Below are 23,237 nucleotides of genomic sequence, written 5' to 3' on the forward strand. Positions count from 1 at the left end.
CCGGGGCCCTTTCAGACTCCGTGAAATGAGCCGGGGCGCGAACGCCCCGGCCCACAAGCCTTTAGTAGTTGTAAGCCCGCTCGCCGTGATCGGCGAGATCGAGGCCCTCGCGCTCCTCGTCCTGGGTCACGCGCAGGCCGACCACCACGTCGACGATCTTGTAGAGGATCGCCGAGCCGATGCCCGACCACAGGATGGTGAAGCCCACCGCCTTGGCCTGGGACAGGAAGGCCGGGCCGAACTCGTAGGCCGCGGCGACGAGCTCGCCGGGCTTCGCGGCGTAGTCGGGCGCGCCGACGCCGCCGAGCGCCGGGTTGACCAGGATGCCGGTGGCGAGCGCCCCGATGATGCCGCCGATGCAGTGCACGCCGAAGACATCGAGGGAGTCGTCGTAGCCGAGGGCGTTCTTGACGGTCGAGCACATCACGAAGCAGACGGCGCCGGCGACGAGGCCGAGCACGATCGAGCCCATCGGGCCGGCGAAGCCGCAGGCCGGGGTGACGGCGACGAGGCCGGCCACCGCGCCCGAGAGCATGCCGAGCAGCGAGGGCTTGCCCTTGGCGGCCCACTCGACGAGGAGCCAGGACAGGCCGGCCGCCGCGGTGGCCACGAAGGTGTTGAGCATCGCCAGCGCGGCCGAGCCGTTGGCCTCGAGGTTGGAGCCGGCGTTGAAGCCGAACCAGCCGACCCACAGCAGCGAGGCGCCGATCATCGTCATGGTGAGCGAGTGCGGGGCGAGCAGGTCGCGGCCATAGCCGATGCGCTTGCCGATCATCAGGCAGCCCACGATGCCGGCGATGCCCGCGTTGATGTGCACCACGGTGCCGCCGGCGAAGTCGAGGGCGCCCCACTTGAACAGCAGGCCGGCATCGGCGTTGACGGCGTCGAGGGCATCCTGGGCCGCCTTCTTGGAGGCCTCGTCGGTGGCCGCAGCCAGCGCCTTGGCGGCGTTGCCGACCGCGTCAGGGCCGCCCCAGTACCAGACCATGTGGGCCATCGGGAAGTAGATGAAGATCAGCCACAGCAGGCTGAACAGCAGCAGGGCCGAGAACTTCATCCGCTCCGCGAAGGCGCCGACGATCAGCGCCGGGGTGATCATCGCGAACGTCATCTGGAAGCAGATATAGACGTATTCCGGGATGACGACGCCGTTCGAGAAGGTGGCGACGGTCGAGTTCGCGTCGACGCCGCGCAGGAAGGCCTTCGAGAAGCCGCCGACGAAATCGTTGAGGCCGCCGCCGTTGGTGAAGGCGAGGCTGTAGCCGAAGAACACCCAGACGATGCAGGCGAGGCTGACGATGGCGAAGATCTGGGTCAGCAGCGACAGCATGTTCTTGGTGCGCACCAGGCCGCCGTAGAACAGCGCCAGGCCCGGCACCGACATCATCAGCACCAGCGCGGACGAGATCAGCATCCAGGCGGTGTCGCCCTTGTTGGGCAGCGGCACCGCCGCGGCCGGCGCCGGCGCCGTCGCCGCTTCGACGGTCGGCGTCTGCGCCAGGGACGGCTCCACCAGGATCAGCGCCAGGGCGGCGCCTCCCAGACCCAGAGCCAGGACGTTGCGAAGCTTCATGGAAGAGGAACTCCCGATGGAATCAAGTGCAATGACGGGGGAGGGCGGCGGGGCACCGAGGCGGGCCCCGCCCGGTCGGCCTCAGAGAGCGTCGGCGTCGGTCTCGCCGGTGCGGATGCGCACGGCCTTCTCGAGCGGCATCACGAAGATCTTGCCGTCGCCGATCTGGCCGGTGCGGGCGGCGGCCGCGATGGTGTCGACGACGTTCGAGACGAGATCGACGGCGACCGCCACCTCGATCTTGAGCTTGGGCAGGAAGCTGACGGCGTACTCGGCCCCGCGATAGATCTCGGTATGCCCCTTCTGCCGCCCGTAGCCCTTCACTTCGGTCACGGTCAGGCCGTGCACGCCGATGCTGGTGAGGGCGTCGCGGACCTCCTCCAGCTTGAACGGCTTGATGATGGCCATGACGATCTTCATGGGACGAGCCCCCTTTCGATTGGCGCCCCCGCCCGGCCTGGGGCCGGACGGGGCGTGATCCGGAGCCTTGGGGAACCCCTCGGTCCTGGCGCCGGTCTCGAAAGACCTAAATCAAGGAACGTGCCACAGATCGCGACCGACCCTACGGACAAGCTGCCCGGTTCCTGGGCCGATTGCGGATAAAGAAGCCGCTCGCGGCGGCAGTTCAGTTCAAAATATCATCATATGCCCATGGATTATGCACGGGCCGGATCAGACCTCGGGCTCGGGCGGGCGGCGCTTCTCGCGGATCATGCCCTCCTGCGCGACCGAGGCGACCAGGGTGCCGTCGCGGGTGAAGATCAGCCCGCGGGAGAAGCCGCAGCCGCCGGACGCGCTCGGGCTGTCCTGGGCGTAGAGCAGCCACTCGTCGGCCCGGAACGGGCGGTGGAACCACAGGGCGTGGTCGAGGCTCGCCGGCTGGATCTCGCTCTCGAACACCGTGCGGCCGTGGGGGCTGAGCGAGGTGTCGAGGAGCGTCATGTCGGAGGCGTAGGCGAGCACCGCCTGGTGGATCGCCGGATCGTCCGGCAGGGCCGAGGTGGCGCGGATCCAGACGTGGAAGCGCGCCGGGCCGGGCTCGCGCGAGCCGTAGCGGGCGAGCTCGACCGGGCGCAGCTCGATCGGCCGTTCGCGCTCGAAATAGGCCCGCACCGGCTCGGGCATGCGCGGCAGCATCGAGGCCTTGAGGGCGCCCTCGCCCGGCAGGTCCTCGGGGCCGGGCACCGCCGGCATCTCGGCCCGGTGGTCGAATCCCGGTTCCTCGACGTGGTAGGACGCCGACATCGAGAAGATCGGCCGCCCGTGCTGGATCGCCACCACCCGCCGCGTGGTGAAGCTGCGGCCGTCGCGGATCCGGTCGACCTCGTAGACGATCGGCACCTTCGGGTCGCCGCCGAGCAGGAAATAGGCGTGGAGCGAATGCGGCCGGCGCTCCGGCGGCACGGTCCGGGTCGCGGCGACGAGCGCCTGGCCGATCACCTGGCCGCCATAGACCCGCTGCCAGCGATCCTTCGGCGAGCGGCCCCGGAAGAGGTTCTGCTCGAGCGGCTCCAGATCGAGGATGTCGAGGAGGTCGGCGACCGCGCGCAAGGGACTATATCCGGGCTGGTGGAGGGGCGCGTAGCTGACGCGGGCCGATGCGCGCCGTCAAGCGACGCGGGGCCCCGCACCATGCTATGAGCCTGCCTACCGGATGAGCAGCAGGCGAAACGCGACATGGTGCAGGGTGACGGCGTGAGCGGGCGGCGGGGCGCGGCGCGGGAGATCGTGGTCGCGGGCGGGGGATTGCCGGGGCTGGCCCTGGCGCTGGCGTTGCGCCAGGCCCTCGGCGAGGCGGTGCGGGTCACGGTCTGCGATCCGGCCTTCGCCCGCACCGACGCAGGCAGGGACCTGCGCGCCTACGCGGTCGCAGCCGCCGCCCGGCGGATGCTCGCGCGGCTCGGCGTCTGGGATGCGGTGGCGGGGAGTGCCCAGCCGATCACCGAGATGGTCATCACCGACAGCCGCCTCGCCGACCCGGTGCGGCCGACCTTCCTGACCTTCGCGGGCGAGGTGGCCGAGGGCGAGCCCTTCGCCCACATGGTCGAGGGCGACGGCCTGCTCGCGGCGCTCCGCGACGCGGCCGAAGCGGCCGGCGTGGTCCTGGAGGGACGCCCGGTGACCGCAGCCGTGCCGGAGACGGGGGCGATGAGCGTGCGCCTGCCGGACGGGCGCCGGATCCGGGCCGATCTCGTGGTGGCGGCGGATGGGGCGCGTTCGCGCCTGCGCGAGGCGGCCGGCATCGGCTGGGTCGGCTGGTCCTATCCACAGGCGGGCATCGTCGCGACGGTGGCGCATGAGCGCGACCACGAGGGCCGGGCGATCGAGCATTTCCTGCCCTCCGGCCCGTTCGCGGTGCTGCCGCTGCCGCCGGGCGGGCCGCTCGGCCACCGCTCCTCGATCGTCTGGACCGAGCGCCAGGACGAGGTGGCGGCGCTCCTCGGCGGCGGCCCGGACGAGGCCCTGGTGGAGGTCGAGCGCCGCTTCGGCCTGTCGCTCGGCCGCATCGCCCTCGAATCGCCGCTCAAGGCCTATCCGCTCGCCTTCGGCATCGCCCGCCGCTTCGGCGCCAAGCGCCTGCTGCTCCTGGGCGACGCCGCCCACGTCATCCACCCGATCGCCGGCCAGGGCCTCAATCTCGGCCTGCGCAGCGCCGCCGCCCTGGCGGAGGCCCTCACCGATACGATGCGCCTCGGCCTCGACCCGGGCGGGCCGGAGGCGCTGGAGACCTACGAGCGCAGCCGCCGCTTCGACACCCTGGCGATGGGGGCGGCCACCGACGGCCTCAACCGCCTGTTCTCCACCGACGCCCTGCCGGTCCGCCTCGCCCGCGACCTCGGCCTCGGCCTCGTCGACCGGCTGCCGGGGCTGAAGCGGATGTTCATCCGCGAGGCGGCGGGGTTGCGCGGGCGCCAGCCGCGGCTGATGCGGGGGGAGGCGCTGTAGGGGGCGACCAGCCCGCTACCGGAGCGGCGACGGATCGTCCTTCCTCCCATCGTTCCGGGGCCCCGCCGTGGAACCCGGAAGCCGGAGCCGCCGAGGCTCGAGGGAATGACGGGCAGGGTATCGCTCTGTCCGGCACCACCGGCGGCTCTGGATCCCCGGCTCCGCTGCGCGGCCCCGGGACGACCCTGCGGGGTCGACGCGTCGGGGGGATGCCCGCGCGATCTCGCCGTCCGACGTGCCAGGACCTCTCATCCCGCCGCGCCGTCGAACGGATCCGTTCGACGGCGCAAGGCAAGCCCGAACGGGCGCCGGCGCCCAGGCGCGAGGGTATCACCGCAGATCCCCGGCATGGCTGACCGCGAAATGCGTCAGCTCGGTCAGGGTCGCAAGGCCGAGCCGCTGGCGCAGGGCCGCGCAGGCATTGGTCACAGTCTTGTAGCTGACCGACAGGTCCTCGGCGATCGCCGTATAGCCCCGTCCTTCCGCGAGCAGGGCCAGGATGCGGCGCTCGCGCGGGGTCAGGGTCCCGAGCAGGGTGCGGCGTGGATCGGCCTGGAGCAGGGCCACCTCGGTGGCGAGCCGCCCGTCGAGATAGGGCCGCCCGGACCGGACCTGCTCGGTGGCCCGCACCAGGTCGCCGGCCGGCGCGTCCTTGAGGACGTAGCCGACGGCCCCGGCGGCGAGCGCCCGCGCCACGATCGCCGGGTCGGCGTGCATGCTGAACACCAGCACGCGGGTCGCGGGGACCCGCTTGCGCACCCGGCCGACCAGCGCCAGGCCGGCGAGGTCCCGGCCCGGGAAGGCGAGGTCGATCACCGCCACGTCCGGCCGGTGGCGCAGGATGGCGCGGTAGCCCGCCGCCAGGCACGCGGCGCCCCATACCTCGGCCCCCGTATCTTCGAGCAGGCGCCGGGCGCCCTGCAGCACGATCGGGTGGTCGTCGACCACGACGAGGCGGGTCACGGGGCGTCCTCTTCCTGGGTCTCGGGTCCGGCGGGCAGCGTGATGCGCAAGGACGTGCCGGGCTCGCGCGGCACCAGGGCGAGCCGGCCGCCCAGGGCTTCGACCCGCTCGCGCATCCCGGGTAACCCTCGTCCCTCGCCGCGCACCTCGCCTGTGCCCGCGCCCATTCCGCTGCCATCGTCGTCGATGCTGAGCCGCAGGCCGCCCTCCTCGTCCGCGACCGCCGCGGTCACCCGCGATGCGCCGGCATGGCGCAGCGCGTTGGTCAGACCCTCCTGCACGCAGCGATAGACGGTCAGGTCGACGAGGTCGCCGTAGCCGGCTTTCAGCGAGGAGAAGCGGCCCTCGACCACGGTCTCGGGATGGTGCCGGGCGGCCTCGCGGACCAGGAGCTCGAGGCAGCGGCTCAAGGGCACCTGGCCGAGGCCGGCCGGGCGCAGGCGGTTGAGCAGGGTCCGGTTGATGGTCTGTACGCGGGTGACGATCGCCGCGATGTCGTCGGTGCGCTGGATCAGGCGGGCGCGGGCCGGCTCGTCGAGGGTCGCGGCGATGCGGGCGATCGAGGAGGAATTGGCCTCGAGCGCGAACAGGCACGGGCCGAACTCGTCGTGCAGCTCGAGGGCGGTGCGCCGGCGCTCATCCTCCTCGGCGGTCAGGACGCGGCGGTGGAGCCGCAGGTTCGCGGCCCGCGCCGCGCCCAGCGTCTCGGCGAGGTGGTTGAACCGGGCGGCGATGACCGCGAGCTCGCGGGTGTCGGGCCGGTCGACCCGGGCGCCGTAATCCTGCTGTTCCAGCCGCGTCAGCCCGGCGGCGAGTTGGGCGAGCGGGCTCAGGACCCGCCCGAAGGCGACGAACAGGATCGCCAGCATGGCGAGGCTCAAGGCGAGGCCGGTCAGGAAGAGGGCGAGGGCGTAGCCCCAGACCTCGTCGATCTCGTCCGAAGGCTCGGCGGTGACGAGCGCCGTGCCGATGCGGGTGCCGCGCAGCACCAGCGGCACCTCGTGGCGGTGGGCCGGCGGGGCGATCAGGCGGGCGAACCAGGCCGGCGCCCGCCGCGGGCCCTCGCGCCGCGCACCGTCCGCGACCGGCCGGTTGCCGGCCTCGAGCAGGGTGACCCGCACGTGGCGCAGGCCCTGGAAGCGCAGCGACAGGGTGCGGAACAGCCCGGAGAGCGGCGCGTCCTGCAGGGCCTGCAACGTCTCGGCGACCAGCGGCTCGACCACCGCCATCGAGGCCGCGGTCTCGACCTCGGTGGCGGTGCGCGCCTTGTGGATGATGACCGCGCCGGAGATCGCCGCCGCCAGCAGGTTGAGAAGGACGACGACCACCATCAGCCGCGCCCGCATCGGCCGGCCGGACCACAGGGCCGGCAGTCGCGGCCGCGGCGCGGCGGGGTCTTCGGACAGGGATCGCCGCGGCGCGGCGGCGTCCGTGGACGAGGGCCGGCGCGGGGCGGCGCCCTCCGGCAGGGGGGGCGGCGGGGAAGGGGCGGGACGCGGAGACACGGGCTCTCGGGGGAGCGGGGGAAGCCCCGCGACACGAGCCCGGCCGCGGGCCCGCTGTCAATGCGGGCGACCGCTCTCGCGGCCGCCCGGCTCGATCGTGGCTACCAGGTCATCCGCACGCCGCCATAGACCGAGAGCGGCTGGACCAGGGTGGTGGTGCGGGGATCGTTCAGCACGTAGCGGCCGGCGAAGTTGTCGTCGCGCTCCAGGAATGTGCCGAAATTGGCGTAGCGGTTGTTGAACAGGTTGGTCACCAGACCGAAGATCTGCACGTTCTGCGTCAGCTGGAAGCTGGTGTTGAGGTTGGCGGTGAAGTAGGCCGGGAGCTTGCGGTTGATGTTCGATTCGTCGCCGCGGAAGTAGGACGAGGAGAACGCCTGCATGTTCATGCCGAAGCGCCATTGCGGCGTGATGGCGTAGTCGAAGCCGGCCTTGATCTGGTGGTCGGGCACGAGCGGCAGCTTGTTGCCCGGGCGCACGGTGATGAGGCCGTCGTCGGCGAGCGGGTTGTTGGGCGAGGAGAGGTCGCCGCGGAACTGGAAGGTGGCGTCGATCAGCGCGTAGTTGGCGTAGAGGCTCAGGCGCCCGGTGACGTACTCGGCCGCGACCTCGATGCCCTGGCGCCGGGTCGCCGGCACGTTGACGAAGTAGCCGCGGGCCGCGTTGCCCGGCACCGCCACCTGCAGGATGTCGTTGGTCAGGTCGGTGCGGAAGGCGCCGAGCTTGTAGTTGAGCAGGCCGCCCTCGTAGAAGTTCGGCACCGAGCCGCGGATGCCGACCTCGTAGGTCCGCGCCTCCACCTGCTTGAGCGGCGGGTCGGCGACGAGCGAGTTCGGCAGCAGGCAGGGCCGGTTCGGGTTGGCGCAGGCGAGTTCGAGCGGCGTCGGCGCCCGGTTCGACTCCGAGTAGCCGCCATAGAGGTTCAGCCAGTCGTAGAACCGGTAGATCAGGCCGGCGACCGGGTTGATGCGGTTGAAGTAGTGGGTGCCGGTGACGTCGGGCGAGAAGCCGGTCAGGTCCTGGGTGCTGATCCGGGCGAAGTTCAGCCGCGCGCCGGCGGTGAGCGAGAGCCGGTCGGTGACGTCGAACGTGTCGAGGGCGTAGAGGCCCATATAGAGGTTCGAGCCGGTGACGGCGCTCGGCGCGATCCCCAGCGCGCCCGCGGTGCGGATCGGCCCGGTGCCGAGGCCCGGGATGGTGCCGTAGGTCGGGTTGTTCGGATCGGTCGTGACGCTCAGGTCCGGGTTGATGACGCCGAGCGTGCTCGCCGACTTGAAGCCGTAGGTCGCGACGTCGATGCTGCCGCCGACGATGAAGGTGTTCGGGCGGTCGAAGATCCGGTCGCGGTTGGTGGCCTGCAGCGTGCCGCCGTAGCCGGTCGCCTCGGTCCGCACGGTGTCGACCGTGCCGTAGGGCACGCCGGCGGAGAACGGGATCTGCTGGTTGCGCGGCCCCAGGATCAGGAACTGGTTGCGGAACTGCGCCTGGGTCTGGCCGGGCGCGGCCGAGAAGCCGTCATCCTCGAAGCACAGGAAGCCGCGGAAATTCGAGCGTGTCGAGCAATTCTCGAAGTTGCCGTCGTTGCCGTCGATCACGAACTGGCTGAAGCGGCGGACATAGGCGTTGCCCGACAGGTCCCAGGTCGGCGAGACGTTGACCTTGCCGGTGACCTGGATCTGGCCGACCGCGGTGTCGATCGATTGCGGGTAAGTGAAGATCGCCCGCTGGTTGTCGCGGGTGAAGTCGACCGGCGCGGCGGCGGCGGCGCCGAAATAGGTCTTGGCGCCGGAGGCGATGATGTGGAACTCGGAATCGAGGGTCCGGTGGCCGAGATCGGCGTAGACCCGGCCGATCTCCGACGGCGACTGGTAGCGCCAGCCGGCATCGCGCAAGCCCTCGCCGGCGAAGTAGAAGCTCCAGGGGCCGATCACCTCGCCATATTGCAGGGTGCCGAGGATGCGGCCGTCCGAGCCGCCGATCACCGAGACTTCCTTGCCCTGCCAGGTGAAGCCGTTCTTCATCTCGATGTTGACCGCGCCGCCGAGCGCGTTGAGACCGAAGATCGGGTTGCCGGTGACGATGTCGATGCGGTTGATCGCGACCTGTGGGATCAGGTCCCAGTTCACCACGTCGCCGAAGGCCTCGTTGATGCGGGTGCCGTTCTGGTAGACGGCGAGCCCCTGCGGCGCGCCGAGCAGCGGCGAGGCGTCGAAGCCGCGATAGGTCAGGGTCTGGCGGAAGCTGTTGCCCTGGCCGTCGGACAGGTTCACGCCCGGGGTGGTGCGGGCCAGCGTGAAGGTCGGGTCGAGGGTGGCCCGGTCCTGCTCGAACTTCTTCGCCGTCACGGTCTCGACGGTGAACGGCACCTTGGCGAGCGACAGGGCGCCGCCGCTCTCGATCCGCTCGCCCGTGGCCGAGCGACCGGTGCCGCCGGAGCCGGCCACCGGCGTCACCGGCACGACGTCGATCGTCTCGAGGGCGATGGTGCCTTGCGCTGCCGCCGGTGCGACGAGCGCGGCCGAGACGAGAGCGGTCGTGACGAGAAGTCCCCAGCGCGACGCCACCATGCCCGACTCACTCCCCCGACCGAACTTTTGTCTCCGGCGCCCTCCGGCGCCTGCTCAGGCAGGAGAGATAGCGAGATCCACGGTTAAGCCGCAATCCCGGCGGACGGGGTATTGCACGCTCAAGTAGTCTTAGGGCAGAGTTGCGGCCCGAAGGCCGGCGATAGTGACGCTGCGGCCACAATCGCGACAACGCCGAAGACCTTGTTTGGGAACATTCGGCAATCAATCTTGCTTCGTGTTCCCGAAGTTTGAACTCGGAAATTCAGGAATGACCGAGGATCGCCACCGCCTCCGCGCCGGTGAGCGGCCCGTCGTCCCACTGCGCCGGGACGTGGATCGCCTCGCGCAGCATCGCCTTGTAGACCTCGCGCGGCACCTCCTCGGCGCCGAACTGGGCGAGGTGGCTGGTGACGAACTGCGCGTCGAGCAGCGTGTAGCCGCCGCGTTTCAGCCGGGCGGCGAGGTGGACCAGCGCGACCTTCGAGGCGTCGCGGGCGGTGTGGAACATGCTCTCGCCGAAGAACGCCGCCCCGAGCGAGACGCCGTAGAGGCCGCCGACCAGGGTTCGCGGCTCACCGGCATAGACCTCGACGGTGTGGCAATGGCCGAGATCGTACAATTCGCCGTAGAGGGCGCGGATGCGGGCGTTGATCCAGGTCCGCGCGCTGTCGCGCCGTGGCGCGGCGCAGCCATCGATCACCGCGTCGAAGTCGCGGTCCGTGACGACCTCGAAGCCGCCGTTGCGCACCGTACGGGCGAGGCGCTGGCCGAGATGGAAGCGGGTGAGGGGCAGGATGCCCCGCTCCTTCGGCTCGACCCAGTACAGGGTCGGGTCGTCCGCGTCCTCCGCCATCGGGAAGATGCCGGCCGCATAGGCCTTGAGCAGGATCTCGGCGGTGATCTCGACGTTCAGGCTGCCGTGCATCGACAGGGGTTCCGGGCGTGGACGGGCGGGCATTCTCCCCCCGGCTCAGGCTCCGGCAAAGATAGGGCATCGGCCTTAACGCGACGAGACGCGGCCCGCGGCTCTGGGCCGCGGGCCGTTCGGATCGGGTCGCGGGGCTGCTCCCCTCCGGCTTAGTTCGACGGGCCGCCGGAGGTGTTGCCGAGATTCGGGTTCATGCGGCTCGGCATCGCGGCGTTGCCGCCCTTCGCCGAGCTGACATCCGTCGGGAAGGTGTTCTCGCCGACGCCGCCGACGCGGGCCGGGACGCCCGGGTTGCCGACGGTGCCGGTGGTGAGCGGGTCGACCACCGGAGCGGCCGGGGTGGGGTAGGCCGGCGCCTGGGCGAGGGCCGGGGTGGCCAGCAGGGCGGCCAGGGCGGCGAGCTTGAGCACGCGCATCGTCATATCTCTCTTCGGTCGGGATTGCTTCGTTCCGGCCTTGACTGGACCTGTTCACTGCCTGACGCAGGGATGACCCAGTCTGTCCTGGCCGTTGCTGCCGGAAGAACTGGCGAGACGCCGCCCCGTTCCGCGTGGCCCGCAAAAATCTTGCGCGCCATCGATTGCTGCGTCGCCGCACCCGGACACGCGAAGGGGGCGCCTCGCGGCGCCCCCTCGACGAAAGCCACGCGGCGTCGGTCGTCCTCAGGCGATCTCGAGCCCGCCGGTCTTGAGGAATTCCTCGAGCCAGTGGATGTCGTAGAGGCCGTTCTGGATGTCGGCATTGCGCACCAGGGTGCGGAACAGCGGCAGGGTCGTGTCGACGCCCGCGACCACGAACTCGTCCAGCGCCCGGCGCAGCCGCATCAGGCACTCGTTGCGGGTGCGGCCGTGGACGATGAGCTTGCCCATCAGCGAATCGTAGTGCGGCGGGATGCGGTAGCCCTGGAAGGCGGCCGAATCGACCCGCACGCCGAGGCCCCCCGGCGGATGGAAGTAGGTGATCGTGCCCGGCGAAGGCCGGAAGGTGGTCGGGTGCTCGGCGTTGATCCGGCACTCGATGGCGTGGCCCTCGACCCGCACGTCCTCCTGGCGCACCGACAGGGGCGCGCCCGCCGCCACCCGGATCTGCTCGTTGACGAGGTCGATCCCGGTGATCATCTCGGTGACAGGGTGCTCCACCTGGATCCGAGTGTTCATCTCGATGAAGTAGAACTGCCCGTCCTCGTAGAGGAACTCGATCGTGCCGGCGCCGAGATAGCCCAGCTCCTGCATCGCCCGGGCGACGGTGCCGCCGATCTGCTCGCGCATCTCGGCGTTGAGGGCGGGGGAGGGGCCCTCCTCCCAGACCTTCTGGTGCCGGCGCTGGAGCGAGCAGTCGCGCTCGGCGAGGTGGATGGCGTTGCCGCGGCCGTCGCCGAGCACCTGCACCTCGATGTGGCGCGGCTTCTCGAGATACTTCTCGATATAGACCGCGTCGTCGCCGAAGGCCGCCTTCGCCTCGGTGCGGGCGGTCATCAGGGCGTTCTCGAGATCGGCCTCGCTGCGGGCGACCTTCATGCCGCGGCCGCCGCCGCCCGACGCCGCCTTGATCAGCACCGGATAGCCGATATCGGCGGCGATGCGCTTGGCCTCGTCGGTGTCGGTGACGCCGCCCTCGGAGCCCGGCACGCAGGGAATGCCGAGGCGCTTGGCCGTGCGCTTGGCCTCGATCTTGTCGCCCATCACCCGGATGTGCTCGGCCTTCGGGCCGATGAAGCCGATGCCGTGGTGGTTGAGCACCTCGGCGAAGCGGGCATTCTCCGACAGGAAGCCGTAGCCCGGATGCACCGCGTCGGCGCCGGTGATCTCGCAGGCGGCGATGATCGACGGGATGTTGAGGTAGCTGTCGCGGGCCGGCGGCGGGCCGATGCACACGCTCTCGTCGGCGAGCCGCACGTGCATGGCGTCGGCGTCGGCGGTGGAATGCACCGCCACGGTCGCGATGCCGAGCTCCTTGGCGGCCCGCAGGATCCGGAGCGCGATCTCGCCCCGGTTCGCGATCAGGATCTTGTCGAACATGGGGCCCTGAGCAGGTTTCGCAAAAGTGGCCGCCGGTTTCGCGATGAAAACCTGCGGCAGACTAAAGAAACGAAGCGGATCACTCGATCAGCAGGAGGGGCTCGCCGAACTCGACCGGCTGACCGTCCTCGATGAAGATCGCCGTCACGGTGCCGGCGCGGGGCGCCACGATGTCGTTGAAGGTCTTCATCGCCTCGACGAGCAGGACCCGGGCGCCGCTCTCGACCCGCGAGCCGACCTCGACGAAGGTCTTCGCCTCGGGCGAGGGCTTGCGGTAGGCGGTGCCGACCATCGGCGAGAGCACCGCGCCCGGGTGGGCGGCGAGCGCCTTCGGGTCGGATTCGGTGGTGAGGGCCGGGGCTGCGGCGGGCAGCGCGGCGGCGGGCAGCGCCGGGGCGACGGCGGCGGCGACCGGCACCTGGACCTGCTGCACGATGCGCTCGCGGGCGACGCGGATCCGCAGGTCGCCCTTCTCCACCTCGATCTCGCTGAGATCGGTCTCGGCGATCAGGGTCGCGAGCTCGCGGACGAGCTCGGGGTCGAAGGGGTCATGCTTGTTGTTGGAGGGCACGGCGGTCTTCGGCAATCGTGATGGAGGGGCGGGGTGACCCGCCGGGCGGCCCGCGGACGACGCGGGGGCGTCTTCGTGTCCTGCGGACGATCGGCGGGCCTCTTAGACCATGCGGCCGGCGCGCGATAGGGGCGCCGGCCTTCAGGCGAGCGGGCCTATGCGCTCAGCAGGTGGCGTGGCCGCACTGGCGCACGCCGGCCACGGTCTTGCGGATCGGCTCGACGCCGACGGCGCCCGGGATGATCTCGTCGCCGATGATGAAGGCCGGGGTGCCCGACAGGCCGAGCTTGTCGCCGAGGCCGACATTCTCCTGCAGGGCCGCCTGGATGTCGGGAGCCTGCATGTCCTTCTGGAGCTTGGCGATGTCGAGGCCCATCTCCTTCGCCACCGCGATCGCCCGCTCGCCGTTCACCCGGCCGCGGCTCTCCAGCAGGCGGGTGTGGTAGTCGAACAGCTTGTCGCCCTTGAGCTGCTGCTTGGCGGCGAGCGCCACCTTGCTGGCCTCGAGCGAATCGGGCCCGAGCACGGGGAAGTCGCGCAGCACGACCTTCAGCTTCGGGTCGCCCTTGATCAGGGTCTGCAGGTCGGTGAGGGCCCGCTTGCAGTAGCCGCAATTGTAATCGAAGAACTCGACCACCGTGACGTCGCCGTTCGGGTTGCCGGCGACGAAGCCGTGCGGCGAGTTGTTCAGGGTGTCCCGGGTCTCCTTGAGGGCGCTGGCCTGGGCGACCTTCTGGGCCTCCTGCTGGCGCTTCTCCAGCTCGGTCATCGCCTCCTGCAGCACTTCCGGGTTCTTGAGCAGGTAGTCGCGCACCACGCTCTCGATCGCCTGGCGCTGGACGTCGGTCATCGGGGCGGCCGATGCCGGGCCCTGACCCGCCGGAGTCGTGGTCGGCGACTGCGCCTGCGTCGGGGCGGCGGCGGCGACGAGGCCCGCGACGGCGAGGGCGGGCAGAAGGCGGGGCAGGGGCAGCATCGTCGTCCTCATCGGCGGGCGTCCATCGGCGGAGCGCGGGTCCGGCGCGCTCCTTGAGCCGCCGGTTAGGCGGTTTCGCGGCAGGCTTGTCAAATCACGCCCGCGTCGACCGCAGGGCGCATTCTCCGGCAAATCCCGTTATGTGCGGGGGCACACCCGAGACCATCCCGCTCAAGGCCCGTCATGTCCGATCCCGCTTCTCTCGTCTCCCGCCGCGCCGCCCGCGTCGCGCCCTTCCTGGCGATGGACGTGCTCGCCGCCGCGGCGCGGCGCGAGCGGCAGGGCGGCAGCGTGGTGCATATGGAGGTGGGCCAGCCCTCGGCCCCGGCGCCGCGGAGCGCCATCGCGGCGGCGCAGGCCGCGCTGGCCTCGGGCCGCATCCCCTACACCGAGGCCCTCGGCATCGCGCCCCTGCGCGAGCGCATCGCCCGCCACTACGCCGAGGCCTACGGCGTCGCGGTGGCGCCGGAGCGGGTCGTCGTCACCACCGGCTCGTCGGCGGGCTTCGTGCTCGCCTTCCTGAGCCTGTTCGATGCCGGCGGCCGGGTGGCGATCGCCGCACCCGGCTACCCGGCCTACCGCTCGGTGCTCCAGGCGGTCGACCTGGAGCCCGTCGGCCTGACCCTGCGGGCCGAGGACGGCTTCGTGCCGACGGCCGCCGCGTTGCGGGCCGCCCACGCGGGCGCGCCGCTCTCCGGCCTCCTGGTGATGAGCCCGGCGAACCCCTCCGGCACGATGATCGACGAAGGCGGCCTGCGCGCCCTGGCCGAGGCCTGCCGCGCGCTGAACCTGCGCTTCATCTCCGACGAGATCTATCACGGCCTGACCTACGGCGTGCCGGCCGCGACGGCCCTCGCCGTCGATCCCGACGCGGTCGTGATCAACTCGTTCTCGAAGTATTACTGCATGACCGGCTGGCGCATCGGCTGGATGGTGGTGCCGGAAGCCCTGGTGCGGCCGATCGAGCGGCTGGCCCAGAACCTCTACATCTCGGCGCCCTACCTGTCGCAGGTGGCGGCTCTCGCCGCCTTCGAGGCGACCGAGGAGCTGGAACTGGTGAAGGCCGATTATGCCCGGGCGCGGTCGCTGCTGCTGAACGAGCTGCCGTCGGTCGGCCTCGGCGACGTGCACCCGGCCGACGGCGCCTTCTATCTCTATGCCGACGTCGCCCGGCTCACCAACGACTCGATCGGCTTCTGCCGCCGGATGCTCGACGAGGCCGGCGTCGCGGCGACCCCGGGCCTCGATTTCGACCCCGAGGCCGGCGCGCACCACCTGCGCCTCTCCTTCGCCGGCGGCGAGGCCGAGGCGCAGGAGGCGGTGCGGCGGCTGAAGGGCTGGCTGCGCTGAGGGTTCATCCGAGCTGAGAAAGGGCTTCCATGCGCGACCTGCATCCCGCCGCCGCGACCGGATTCACCGCCGGCGCCGACACCTATGCCAAGGGCCGGCCCGACTATCCGGCGGCCTTGACCGGCTGGCTCGCGGACGCGCTCCGCCTCGGGCCCGGCCGGTCCGTCGCCGATCTCGGCGCCGGCACCGGGAAGTTCACCGCGCTGCTTGCCGCCACCGGCGCCGACGTGACGGCGATCGAGCCGGTCGATGCGATGCGGGCGAAGCTCGCCGCGTCCCTGCCCGGCGTGACGGCGCGCGCCGGCTCCGCCGAGACGATGCCGCTGGCGGACGGGAGCCTCGACGCGCTGGTCTGCGCCCAGGCCTTCCACTGGTTCGCGACCCCGGCGGCGCTCGCCGAGATCCGCCGGGTCCTGAGGGTCGGCGGCCGGTTCGGCCTCGTCTGGAACGTTCGCGACGAGGCCACGTCCTGGGTCCGGGCGCTGACGGCGATCATGAACGCCCATGAGGGCGACGCGCCGCGCTACCACACCGGGGCCTGGCGCCGGCCCTTCCCGGCCGAGGGCTTCGGGCCGCTGCACGAGGAGGCCTTCCCCCACGGCCATGCCGGCACTCCGGAGCAGGTGATCCTCGACCGCACCCTGTCGGTCAGCTTCATCGCGGCGCTGCCGCAAGCGGAGCAGGACCGGGTGGCGCAGGACGTCCGGGACCTGATTGCCCGCACGCCGGACCTCGCCGGGCGGGCGGAGGTGACGTTCCCGTACCGGACCCACGTGTATTGGTGCGAGCGGCTCGCATGAGCGGAGGGCCGCTCCCGCGCGGTCGGCCCCGGATCAGCCGGCGGCCGCCCGCTCCAAGGCCGCCACGTCGAGCCTGACCATGTCCTGCATCGCGGCAAAGACCCGGGCCGCGACGGCGGAATCCGGATCGGCGATGAGGCGCGGCAGGATCTCGGGGACGATCTGCCAGGGCACGCCCCAGCGGTCGCGCAGCCAGCCGCACTGGATCTCCGTGCCGCCCTCCGCGAGCAGCCCGTCCCACAGCCGGTCGACGGCCGCCTGGTCCGGGCACGACACCGCGATCGAGGCGGCATTGCCGTAATCTGCCGGTGTCCCGCCATTGAGCGCCTGGAAGCTCTGGCCGCCGAGGGTGAACTCCACCAGGATCGCGTCGCCGGGCTGCCCCCCAGGCCACGGGCCGGGGGCGCGCAGGATCCGGCCAAGGCGCGAATCCGGCACCAGGGCGATGTAGGTTCGCACCGCCACCTCGGCGTCGCATGCGAACCACAGGCAGGTGCTGACGCTCGTCATGACGCGTCTCCGCAGGGGTTACAGCCGGGAAGCGAGATCGGCCAGCTGGTCGGCGCAGCGGCCCCAGCCGTCGTGAAAGCCCATGGCTTCGTGCGCGGCGCGGTCCTCCTCCGTCCAGTGTAGGAGGCGGGCCGTGTAGCGGGTGGCTCCCTCCTCGGGCGAGAAGGTGACGATGCCGGTGAAGAACGGCTTCTCCGCCGGCTCCCAGGCGGAGGTGTAGGCGTCGGTGAAGACGATGCGGGCGTTCTCGACCAGTTCGAGATAGACGCCGCGGCTCGCGAACGCGGTCCCGTCCGGCGCCCGCATGACGATGCGGGTCGCGCCGCCCGGGCGGGGATCGGTCTCGGCCTCGGCGACGGTGAAGGGATGCGGGGCGAACCACTGCTTCAGCAGGTCCGGCTCGGTCCAGGCCCGGTACAGCACGGCGGGGGAGGCGGGGATGAGGCGGGTGAGGACGAGTTCGCGCCCGCCGCCCTCGGTTGTCGCGGGGTCGGTCATGGCGGACCTCACTGCGTCTTGTGCTGATGTGACTTCTGCTGATTCATGGCCCAGGTCACGCCGAACGGGTCGCGCACCTGGCCGTAGCGGTCGCCCCAGAACATCTCGGCCGGCGGCGTCAGGGTGGTGGCGCCCGCCTCGACCGCGCGGGCGTAGCGGGCGTCGATATCCGTGACCATCAGGGTCAGGGTGAAGGCCTGCGGCGGCGCCGGCGCGCAGCCATGCTCGGGGAAGGCGTCGCTCACCATCAGCGACGAGCCGTTGACGTGCAGGTGCACGTGCGGCGTCCGCCCCTGCGCGTCGGCCGGCATCGCCGCGACGATCTCGGCGCCGAAGGCGCGGACATAGAACTCCGCCGCCTTCAGGGCGCCGTCCAGCACCAGGTAGGTGACGAGTCCGCCCTGCACCGGCGCCGTCGTCGGGATGTCGCGGTTCGGGTTGCTCATGCGCGCTCCTCCCGTGGACGGCGGACCGAATCAGCGTCGGCGCGACAGTCTAACGCCGGGACGCCGCGCCACGAAAACGCTTCAGCGCGCGGTGATCTCCGCGGCCGCCGCGACCATCGTCTTGGCGGCGGCCTCGAATGCCTGGAAGGCCGGGATCGCCCGGTCCCAGGCGCCCGCGCCCAGGGCCTCGATCATCACGGCGGCATGGCGCCGGGCCTCGGTGCTGGCCGCGAGCAGCCGGGCAGCGACGGGATCGGCGGGATCGACGCCGAAATCGGCCGCTTCGCCGCCGCCGAAGGGCGCCACGGCCGCGGTGGCGGAGCCGGTCCCGACCAGGCAGGCCGCGAGGCGGCGCTTCCACGCACCGACATCCGCGGGCAGCCGAACGAGGGCGTAGGCCGGCAGGCCCCGGGCCGCACCGGCATCGAGGGCGGCTTGCGCCGCCGCCTCGGCCCGCACCAGGATCGTCATCAGGCCGCCGATCTCGTCGCGGGTCTTCTGGGCCTTGCCGGCGACCTGCTGCACGCCCGAGGAGATCTCGGCGGTCGCCGCCTCCTGCTGGCCGAGCACGTCGGCGAGGGCCCGGATGCCCTCCGCCGAGCGGGCGACGGCCTCGCCTTCCTGGGCCACGCGGGCCTCGACCCGCGACACGGCGGCGCTGCCATCCGCCACCGCCTGCCGGCTCTCGGCGACGGCGGCCTGGATCGCCGCGAGCTCCTGCAGCAGCACCGCCAGGCGGCCGCGGATCTGCTCGGTGGCCCGCGCGGTCTGGCCGGAGAGCTGCTTGACCTCCGCGGCCACCACGGCGAAGCCGCGCCCCGCCTCGCCGGCCCGGGCCGCCTCGATCGTCGCGTTCAGCGCCAGCAGGTTGGTCTGGCTCGAGATCGCCTCGATCGTGCCGGCCATTTCCTGGATCTGGAGGGCCGCGCCCTCGAAGCCGGTCAGGCGCTGCTCGATCTGCCCGGCATGGGTCTCGATGGCCGCCATGGTGCGGCTCGCCTCGCGCATGTCGGTCGCGCAGGCCGCGATGCCGCCGCTCGCCTGGGCGGCGAGGTCGGCGCTGGCCTGCGAGCGGCCGGCGAGCTCCCGGGTCGAGGCCGCCACCTCCTCGACCGCCGCCGCCATGGCGCGGGTCTGGCCGGCGATCTCGCCGGCATCGTGCGTCATCCAGCCGAGGACCGTGGCGCCCTCGGACGCCTCGGCGGCGATGCCGGCGGCATGGCCGAGATCCGTCGCGGCGGCACCGCGCATCTGGCCGAGCAGGCGCCCGAGGGCGCTGGCGAGCGGTCCGCTGCCCAGATCCGCCCCGGTCGCGCCGGCGTGGTCGACGATGACCGCGAGGCGGCCTTCGACCATCTCGGGCGTCTCGACGGCGGCGGGCGGCGTGGTGCGGCGGGAGCGGAACATCGGAAAACTCTGAAAAGCTAACAAAGCGATTTACGGTGATGTCCGTATCGGTTCCGTTAACGTCGGGCAGGTTGTCGCGTCTATCGTGTTAGGTGACTTTGGGTCGCCGCGCGGGACGCGCGCGCCGGGTGCCCCTCCGGCAATCACTCTCTATCTCTGCATTTTCCGTTTTCAGACAAAATGGTCGAAATTATCGTCGAATAGGCAAATTCATGAGTATATTCCTAAAACGAGCGTAGTCGATGCTCCGTATCATGCGGCGACCGACAGGACGTTGCAGGACAGGCCCGGCGCGGCCGGCAGCCGCCATGAAAATGGCCGCGCCCCTGTCCGGAGCGCGGCCCGCATGACCCCTCAGGTCATGGTGGGGACGGGCCGCTCGCCCGTCCCGCCCGTGGTCACTCGCCGCCGATCGCCGCCTTGGTGCGCGACCACCAGCCGGCCCGCTTGGGGCGATCCGGATCGGCGGGCGGGGTCAGCACGACCGCCACCGGCTCGGGCTCGGGCTCGGAGGCCGGGGGTGCGGGCTCCACGGCCTGCACGGGCTCGGCCGCCTGCTCGTCGCGCGGCGTCGCCCCGTCGATCCCGGCGGGGGCCGGTGCCTCGATCGCCGCGACGGTCAGGGCCTCGCGCTCGACCGCCGGAAGATCCGGAGCCGGGAGGTCCGGCGCGGTGACCGGGCTGCCGACCGCTTCGGGTGCCGGCCCGGCGATCTCGTCGAGGGCGACGATCTCCTCGGCCAGCGCGTCCTGCACCAGGCTGCCGCCGGCCTCGGGCGCCTCGGCTCCGACCACGACCTCGTCACCGATCGTGCCGCCGGTCTCCTCGAAGCGGTCGCGTCCGCGGCCGCCGCGGCGCCCGCGCCGACGGCGCCGGCTGAGGGCCTCCTCGCGGCTCTCGCGCTCGTCCCGGCCCGGAGCGGCCCCGTCCTCGGTGATCGGGATCGAGACGGCCTCGGCGCTGCCGGCCTCGGCGGGAGCCGCCTCGGCGCTCTCCTCGCCCTCGGCGCCCTCGGCCTCGTCGGAGCGCTCGCCGCGCCCGCGCCGGCGCCGACGGCGGCGACGGCGCTTGCCCCCGCCCTCGTCCTCGCCGCGAGGCGCGCCGTCGGCCTCGGCCTCGGCCTCGCCGGCCTCCACCTCCGCATCGCCGGTCTCGTCCTCGCCTTCCGCCTCGACCTCGTCGACCTCGGCCTCCTCGACGATCTCCTCGTCCTCGTCCTCCTCCTCGAGCGGCGGCGGCAGCACCGCCTCGGCCCGGATGCTGGTGACGGGGCGCGGCTCGACCCGCTGCGCGAGGTCGCCGCGCTCGAGGTGGAAGGCCGAGGTGGCGGCCAGCCGCTCGTCGGCCGCGATGATGATCGCGACGCCGAACCGCGCCTCGAGCTCGTGCAGGTGGGCGCGTTTCTGGTTGAGGATGTAGAGCGCCACCTCGGTCCGGGTGCGCAGCACCAGGTTGTGGCTGCTCGACTTGATCAGCGCCTCCTCGATCGCCCGCAGGATCAGCAGGGCCACCGAGGCGGTCGCCCGCACGAAGCCCGAGCCGCCGCAATGCGGGCACGGGACCGAGGACGATTCGAGCACGCCGGTGCGGATGCGCTGGCGCGACATCTCGAGCAGGCCGAAGGGCGAGATCCGGCCGACCTGGATGCGGGCGCGGTCGTTCTTCAGGCACTCGTTCAGCTTCTTCTCGACGGCGCGGTTGTTCCGCTTCTCCTCCATGTCGATGAAGTCGATGACGATCAGGCCGGCGAGGTCGCGCAGGCGCAGCTGGCGCGCCACCTCCTCGGCGGCCTCCAGGTTCGTCTTGTACGCGGTGTCCTCGATGTCGTGCTCGCGGGTGGCCCGCCCCGAGTTCACGTCGATCGAGACCAGGGCCTCGGTCGGGTTGATGACGAGGTAGCCGCCCGAGCGCAGGGAGACGTGGTTGGAGAACATCGCGTCGAGCTGCTGCTCGACCCCGAAGCGGGCGAAGACCGGCGTCGGGTCGCGGTAGGGCTTCACCACCTTCGACTGCGTCGGCATCAGCATCCGCATGAAGTCCTTGGCCTCGCGGTAGGCGTCCTCGCCCGCGACCAGAACCTCGTCGATGTCCTTGTTGTAGAGGTCGCGGATGGCGCGCTTGATCAGCGAACCCTCCTCGTAGACGAGCGCGGGAGCGGCGGAGGACAGGGTCAGCTCGCGCACGCTCTCCCACAGCCGCATCAGGTACTCGAAGTCGCGCTTGATCTCCGGCTTGGTGCGCGACGCACCGGCCGTGCGCAGGATGACGCCCATCCCCTCGGGCACCTCGAGGTCGGTGGCGATCTCCTTAAGGCGCTTGCGGTCGGCCGCGCTGGTGATCTTGCGCGAGATGCCGCCGCCCCGGCCGGTATTGGGCATCAGCACCGAGTAGCGGCCGGCCAGCGACAGGTAGGTGGTGAGCGCCGCGCCCTTGGTGCCGCGCTCCTCCTTGACGACCTGGACCAGGATGACCTGCCGGCGCTTGATCACCTCCTGGATCTTGTAGTGCCGGCGCGGGGTGCGGGGCCGCTCGGGGATCTCGGCGAGCGCGTCGCCACGGCCGCCGACCTGCTCGACGACCGCCTCCTCGTGGTCCTCGTCCTCGTCGTCCTCTTCGCCGTCCTCGTCCTCGTCCTCGTCGTCCTCGTCGTCCTCGGATTCGTCGTCCGAGTCGTCCTCGTCCTCCGACGCGGCGACGGTCTCGTCGGCGTCGACCGGCTGCGAGGCGGCGACGGGCTGGGGCAGCGCGACCTCGCTGGCCGGCTCGGCGGCGGCAGCCTCGGCCGACGTCTCGACGCCGGCGCTCTCGACCGGAGCGGGCGCCGCCGACACGGCCGCGGCGATCGCCGCCGGGGTCTCGGATCCGCCCTCGGCCTGCGCCGGGTCGCTCTCGGAGCCGGGGGCTGCCTGGGCGACGGCGTCCTGCGCGCCGGCGTCGCCGGCAGGGGTCTCGGCGGGGGGCCGCACCTCACCGGACGGCTCGACCGCGGGGGTCTCGCCGGCCGAGGCGTTGTCCTGCACCGGGTGCTCGTGTCCCGCGTGCCCGTGTGCCGGGGATTCGCCGCTCTCGGCGCCGGCGTTCTCCACCCACGGAGCATCCTGGGGAGTCGCGTCTTGAGCAGGCACCTCTTGAGCAAGCGCCTCGTGTGCAGGCGCCTCTTGGACGAACGTCTCCTGCGTGAGGGTCTCGCGCGGATGCGTGTCCTGCCAGCCGGTCGCCTCGGCGCCGGTCTCCGGGGCGTGGGAGCCGTTCTCCTGGGAGTCCTGCGCCTCGTCGGCGGGAGCACTCACCACGGCGTCGGCCGGACGCGACGCGGCCTCGGCCCGGCGGCCGCGGCGCCGCCGGCGGCGGGGCTGTTCGCTGCGCTCGCTGCGTTCTGGGCGCTCGGGCCGCTCCTCGTGCTCGCGCTCGGCCCGCGCCTCCTCCTCGAGGAGCGCCATCCGGTCGGCGATCGGGATCTGGTAATAGTCGGGGTGGATCTCGCTGAAGGCCAGGAAGCCGTGGCGGTTGCCCCCGTACTCGACGAAGGCGGCCTGCAGCGACGGCTCGACCCGGGTGACCTTGGCGAGGTAGATGTTGCCCCGCAGCTGGCGGCGGCTAGCGGATTCGAAGTCGAATTCCTCGACCTTCGAACCCTTGACCGTCACCACCCGGGTCTCTTCCGGGTGGGCGGCATCGATGAGCATCTTGTTGGCCATGGCGAACTTTCGGCATGGCGACCGACGGCTTGGCCGCTGGACGGGGCCATCCGGGAACGGACCGTGAGGACGAGGGCCTCAGAGATCCTGGCCGTGCGCGGGAGGACGAGCCTCCGTAGTCCGGTGCCGCCCCGGGCGCGGAAACCCGCGCCGGGAGGGCTGTCCCGTGCCGTGCCCGTTCGGGCTCGGCGGATGATGTCGTGCAGGGGGGGCCGTCAATCGCCGCTGCGCGCATCCACGCGCGCGAGGGGTTGACGATGGCCGGGGGCAGGGGGCACGGACGGGCGCGACGCCGGATGCGCGCGCCTGGGGCAGCAGCTTCGAAACCCGAGGCTGTGCGTCCACGCATACTCCCACCGACCTTTCGAATCAGGCGCCGGGACGCAAAGGTCCGGCCGCCGGTAAAAAACGGGCGACGACGCTCACGAACGCCGTCGCGGATCTCAAGACACCTGCCCGGCTCGCGAGATCGTCGGACGAT

The 23,237-nt window shown here is 71.8% G+C and carries 19 protein-coding genes; 3 read left to right on the forward strand and 16 right to left on the reverse strand.

Annotation, left to right across the window (positions count from 1 at the left end):
- Positions 1-61: 61 nt before the first annotated feature.
- The 3 genes from FF100_RS02500 to tesB form a co-directional block, all read right to left on the reverse strand.
- Entirely contained in the window at positions 62-1,573 is a 1,512-nt protein-coding gene (locus FF100_RS02500) for an ammonium transporter (RefSeq protein WP_139033965.1), read from the reverse strand.
- A gap of 81 nt (positions 1,574-1,654) precedes the next feature.
- Positions 1,655-1,993 (reverse strand): P-II family nitrogen regulator, encoded by a 339-nt coding sequence (locus FF100_RS02505; RefSeq protein ID WP_135414837.1) that lies wholly within the window; start codon positions 1,991-1,993, stop codon positions 1,655-1,657.
- Positions 1,994-2,245: 252 nt separating this feature from the next.
- The gene (tesB, locus tag FF100_RS02510; protein ID WP_139033966.1) at positions 2,246-3,124 is read right to left on the reverse strand and encodes an acyl-CoA thioesterase II; all 879 of its coding nucleotides are present in this window, start codon (positions 3,122-3,124) and stop codon (positions 2,246-2,248) included.
- Positions 3,125-3,250: 126 nt separating this feature from the next.
- On the opposite strand from tesB, the gene FF100_RS02515 reads away from it, so the two are divergent.
- Entirely contained in the window at positions 3,251-4,519 is a 1,269-nt protein-coding gene (locus tag FF100_RS02515) for an FAD-dependent monooxygenase (RefSeq protein ID WP_139033967.1), read from the forward strand.
- A gap of 330 nt (positions 4,520-4,849) precedes the next feature.
- On the opposite strand, the gene FF100_RS02520 is transcribed toward FF100_RS02515, so the two are convergent.
- From FF100_RS02520 to FF100_RS02555, 8 genes are all read right to left on the reverse strand, one after another.
- Positions 4,850-5,482: a response regulator gene (locus tag FF100_RS02520; protein WP_139033968.1), complete on the reverse strand. Its 633-nt coding sequence runs from the start codon at positions 5,480-5,482 to the stop codon at positions 4,850-4,852.
- Positions 5,479-6,828, reverse strand: coding sequence for an ATP-binding protein (locus tag FF100_RS02525; RefSeq protein ID WP_139034290.1), 1,350 nt, complete (start codon positions 6,826-6,828; stop codon positions 5,479-5,481). Before FF100_RS02525 ends, FF100_RS02520 begins: the two co-directional genes overlap by 4 nt.
- Positions 6,829-7,088: 260 nt before the next feature.
- Positions 7,089-9,554: a TonB-dependent receptor gene (locus FF100_RS02530; RefSeq protein WP_139033969.1), complete on the reverse strand. Its 2,466-nt coding sequence runs from the start codon at positions 9,552-9,554 to the stop codon at positions 7,089-7,091.
- Between the two features lie 262 nt (positions 9,555-9,816).
- Complete coding sequence (gene aat / locus FF100_RS02535) at positions 9,817-10,479, reverse strand: leucyl/phenylalanyl-tRNA--protein transferase (protein WP_139033970.1); 663 nt, start codon at positions 10,477-10,479, stop codon at positions 9,817-9,819.
- A gap of 152 nt (positions 10,480-10,631) precedes the next feature.
- The gene (locus FF100_RS02540) at positions 10,632-10,904 is read right to left on the reverse strand and encodes a hypothetical protein (protein ID WP_139033971.1); all 273 of its coding nucleotides are present in this window, start codon (positions 10,902-10,904) and stop codon (positions 10,632-10,634) included.
- 240 nt (positions 10,905-11,144) lie between these two features.
- Positions 11,145-12,500: an acetyl-CoA carboxylase biotin carboxylase subunit gene (accC, locus tag FF100_RS02545; protein WP_139033972.1), complete on the reverse strand. Its 1,356-nt coding sequence runs from the start codon at positions 12,498-12,500 to the stop codon at positions 11,145-11,147.
- Positions 12,501-12,579: 79 nt separating this feature from the next.
- A complete protein-coding gene (accB, locus tag FF100_RS02550) occupies positions 12,580-13,071 on the reverse strand; it encodes an acetyl-CoA carboxylase biotin carboxyl carrier protein (RefSeq protein ID WP_139033973.1) in 492 nt (163 codons plus the stop codon).
- 163 nt (positions 13,072-13,234) lie between these two features.
- Positions 13,235-14,047 (reverse strand): DsbA family protein, encoded by an 813-nt coding sequence (locus FF100_RS02555; protein ID WP_139033974.1) that lies wholly within the window; start codon positions 14,045-14,047, stop codon positions 13,235-13,237.
- A gap of 183 nt (positions 14,048-14,230) precedes the next feature.
- On the opposite strand from FF100_RS02555, the gene FF100_RS02560 reads away from it, so the two are divergent.
- Both FF100_RS02560 and FF100_RS02565 read left to right on the forward strand, forming a co-directional pair.
- The gene (locus FF100_RS02560) at positions 14,231-15,397 is read left to right on the forward strand and encodes an aminotransferase class I/II-fold pyridoxal phosphate-dependent enzyme (protein WP_139033975.1); all 1,167 of its coding nucleotides are present in this window, start codon (positions 14,231-14,233) and stop codon (positions 15,395-15,397) included.
- A 29-nt stretch (positions 15,398-15,426) separates the two neighbouring features.
- Complete coding sequence (locus FF100_RS02565; protein WP_139033976.1) at positions 15,427-16,197, forward strand: class I SAM-dependent methyltransferase; 771 nt, start codon at positions 15,427-15,429, stop codon at positions 16,195-16,197.
- A 33-nt stretch (positions 16,198-16,230) separates the two neighbouring features.
- Here the strand turns inward: FF100_RS02565 and FF100_RS02570 are convergent, their stop codons facing one another.
- From FF100_RS02570 to FF100_RS02590, 5 genes are all read right to left on the reverse strand, one after another.
- Positions 16,231-16,707, reverse strand: a complete 477-nt coding sequence (locus FF100_RS02570; protein WP_139033977.1) for a VOC family protein — start codon at positions 16,705-16,707, stop codon at positions 16,231-16,233.
- Between the two features lie 18 nt (positions 16,708-16,725).
- Positions 16,726-17,205, reverse strand: coding sequence for an SRPBCC family protein (locus tag FF100_RS02575; protein WP_139033978.1), 480 nt, complete (start codon positions 17,203-17,205; stop codon positions 16,726-16,728).
- A gap of 8 nt (positions 17,206-17,213) precedes the next feature.
- Entirely contained in the window at positions 17,214-17,651 is a 438-nt protein-coding gene (locus tag FF100_RS02580) for a VOC family protein (protein WP_139033979.1), read from the reverse strand.
- Between the two features lie 81 nt (positions 17,652-17,732).
- The gene (locus FF100_RS02585) at positions 17,733-19,058 is read right to left on the reverse strand and encodes a methyl-accepting chemotaxis protein (RefSeq protein WP_139033980.1); all 1,326 of its coding nucleotides are present in this window, start codon (positions 19,056-19,058) and stop codon (positions 17,733-17,735) included.
- A gap of 398 nt (positions 19,059-19,456) precedes the next feature.
- Positions 19,457-22,756, reverse strand: coding sequence for an Rne/Rng family ribonuclease (locus FF100_RS02590; RefSeq protein WP_139033981.1), 3,300 nt, complete (start codon positions 22,754-22,756; stop codon positions 19,457-19,459).
- Between the last annotated feature and the right edge of the window lie 481 nt (positions 22,757-23,237).

Source organism: Methylobacterium terricola (assembly GCF_006151805.1).
Lineage (GTDB): Bacteria > Pseudomonadota > Alphaproteobacteria > Rhizobiales > Beijerinckiaceae > Methylobacterium > Methylobacterium terricola.

What these genes read in the sequence shown, in the direction of transcription:
- FF100_RS02565 (WP_139033976.1), top strand. Translation starts at nt 15,427, where the DNA reads ATGCGCGACCTGCATCCCGCCGCCGCGACCGGATTCACCGCCGGCGCC.
- FF100_RS02575 (WP_139033978.1), bottom strand. Translation starts at nt 17,205, where the DNA reads ATGACCGACCCCGCGACAACCGAGGGCGGCGGGCGCGAACTCGTCCTC.
- FF100_RS02525 (WP_139034290.1), bottom strand. Translation starts at nt 6,828, where the DNA reads ATGCGGGCGCGGCTGATGGTGGTCGTCGTCCTTCTCAACCTGCTGGCG.
- FF100_RS02505 (WP_135414837.1), bottom strand. Translation starts at nt 1,993, where the DNA reads ATGAAGATCGTCATGGCCATCATCAAGCCGTTCAAGCTGGAGGAGGTC.
- FF100_RS02555 (WP_139033974.1), bottom strand. Translation starts at nt 14,047, where the DNA reads ATGCTGCCCCTGCCCCGCCTTCTGCCCGCCCTCGCCGTCGCGGGCCTC.
- aat (WP_139033970.1), bottom strand. Translation starts at nt 10,479, where the DNA reads ATGCACGGCAGCCTGAACGTCGAGATCACCGCCGAGATCCTGCTCAAG.
- FF100_RS02540 (WP_139033971.1), bottom strand. Translation starts at nt 10,904, where the DNA reads ATGACGATGCGCGTGCTCAAGCTCGCCGCCCTGGCCGCCCTGCTGGCC.
- FF100_RS02580 (WP_139033979.1), bottom strand. Translation starts at nt 17,651, where the DNA reads ATGAGCAACCCGAACCGCGACATCCCGACGACGGCGCCGGTGCAGGGC.
- FF100_RS02570 (WP_139033977.1), bottom strand. Translation starts at nt 16,707, where the DNA reads ATGACGAGCGTCAGCACCTGCCTGTGGTTCGCATGCGACGCCGAGGTG.
- FF100_RS02585 (WP_139033980.1), bottom strand. Translation starts at nt 19,058, where the DNA reads ATGTTCCGCTCCCGCCGCACCACGCCGCCCGCCGCCGTCGAGACGCCC.
- FF100_RS02515 (WP_139033967.1), top strand. Translation starts at nt 3,251, where the DNA reads ATGGTGCAGGGTGACGGCGTGAGCGGGCGGCGGGGCGCGGCGCGGGAG.
- FF100_RS02500 (WP_139033965.1), bottom strand. Translation starts at nt 1,573, where the DNA reads ATGAAGCTTCGCAACGTCCTGGCTCTGGGTCTGGGAGGCGCCGCCCTG.
- FF100_RS02590 (WP_139033981.1), bottom strand. Translation starts at nt 22,756, where the DNA reads ATGGCCAACAAGATGCTCATCGATGCCGCCCACCCGGAAGAGACCCGG.
- accC (WP_139033972.1), bottom strand. Translation starts at nt 12,500, where the DNA reads ATGTTCGACAAGATCCTGATCGCGAACCGGGGCGAGATCGCGCTCCGG.
- FF100_RS02530 (WP_139033969.1), bottom strand. Translation starts at nt 9,554, where the DNA reads ATGGTGGCGTCGCGCTGGGGACTTCTCGTCACGACCGCTCTCGTCTCG.
- FF100_RS02560 (WP_139033975.1), top strand. Translation starts at nt 14,231, where the DNA reads ATGTCCGATCCCGCTTCTCTCGTCTCCCGCCGCGCCGCCCGCGTCGCG.